Consider the following 1683-nt stretch of genomic DNA (forward strand, 5'->3'; position numbering starts at 1 on the left):
CTGCGATCATGGTTTGTTAGGTATGTCTATAATAGACAGCAGTATTCAGGTGCATTTTGTAGATATCGTTCCAGATATTATCGAATCACTTCAAAACACATTAGAAAAACACTTCCCTATTAACGACAGGTCCGACAGGCATTGGACAACCCATTGTACCGACACGAAGCAGTTGCCACTCAAAAACTATGCAGATCAACGCCATCTTGTAGTGATTGCAGGCGTTGGAGGTGATCTAACTACAGAGCTGGTTGAACAACTAATACAAGCAAACAAAGGCCTATCGATCGACTTTCTTCTTTGCCCTGTGCGCCACTTGCTCGAGCTAAGAACGCGCTTGGCAGAACTCGAATTTAAGATGGTGAAAGAGTCGCTTGTTGAAGAGAATCGGCGTATTTATGAAGTGATGCTCATCAGCCAATCTGGACGCCATACCAGTGATTATCCAGCAATCAGTCATATCGGAGAGCAGATATGGCACTATGATTCAGAAGAAGAAAAACGGATCGCACTGAGGTACGCAAACCAAACGATCAAATACTATGAGAACAAGAATAAAAGCGCTCAAGCAGATGAACCGCTTAAGCACTTTAAACAGATCAAAACACGTTTGTGTTCGTAACTAGGACACTACTCCCATGCAGGAAATGGGTCTTCTAGCTCTGCCCAAAAGTCTTTGCCTTTTAACAGGTCATCTTCTGACAATAAGCAAGCATCTAAGGCATCAGTCATGGCCTGCTTATCTAAGCCTTGTCCGATGAACACGAGCTCTTGGCGCATATCACCAAATGGTTCTTCCCACATTTTTTCGATAGAAGCTAAATACTCTTCATCTTGCGGCCAGTTTTCTTTTGGCACAGCTTTCCAGAACATGCCCGCAAAACCATAACGCGCCATTCCGCCTGCTTGACTCCACTGTCCTGCAAACTGAGGTCGGGTCGCCAACCAGAAGAAACCTTTGGAACGAATTAAGTTTCCATACTGTTGAGTGTGGTGCAGAAAGTCGAAAANTTTCTTTGGATGAAAGGGTCTTCGAGCTTCATAGCTAAAACTACTAATGCCGTATTCTTCTGTCTCTGGAACATGCTCGCCGCGCATTTCTTTCAACCAACCGGGCGCCTGCTGTGCGCGCTCGAAGTCGAACAAGTTGGTATCAAGCACTTCGTTAATATCGACGTTGCCATGTGCGATCGGAATAATTTTCGCCTCGGTATTCAGGGACTTAAGAATCGCCCTTAAACGCTCCATATCCGTTTCTTCTACCAAATCCGTTTTGCTAATCAATAGCACGTCGGCAAATTCGATTTGATCAATCAACAAATCGGTTACGCTGCGCTCATCTTCTTCGCCAAGATGTTCGCCCGTTTCTTGTAAGGATCTTGCTTCGTCATAATCATTTAAGAAGTTCAGCGCATCCACAACCGTTACCATGGTATCCAGCTTTGCAACATCAGACAGTGAAACGCCATCTTCATCGGCAAAAGTGAAGGTCTCTGCAACGGGTAGCGGTTCTGAAATACCCGTTGATTCGATCACCAGATAATCAAAGCGCCCTTCTTTCGCTAGGTTATTCACTTCAACAAGAAGGTCTTCGCGCAAGGTACAACAGATACAGCCATTGCTCATTTCGACCAGTTTTTCTTCTTGATGACTTAGACTCACCTCATTTTGCACCATCGATGC

2 protein-coding genes are annotated in these 1683 nt (G+C 44.8%); one reads left to right on the top strand and one right to left on the bottom strand.

The features are described from left to right. On the top strand, positions 1–622 hold a 622-nt coding region (locus A3762_RS23000; RefSeq protein ID WP_068757823.1), incomplete at its 5' end, for a tRNA (adenine(22)-N(1))-methyltransferase TrmK. A gap of 8 nt (positions 623–630) precedes the next feature. On the opposite strand, the gene zigA is transcribed toward A3762_RS23000, so the two are convergent. Continuing rightward, positions 631–1683 (bottom strand): zinc metallochaperone GTPase ZigA (gene zigA, locus A3762_RS23005; protein WP_068757825.1); only part of this gene is annotated, 1053 nt, incomplete at its 5' end.

This window comes from Oleiphilus sp. HI0125 (genome assembly GCF_001635355.1).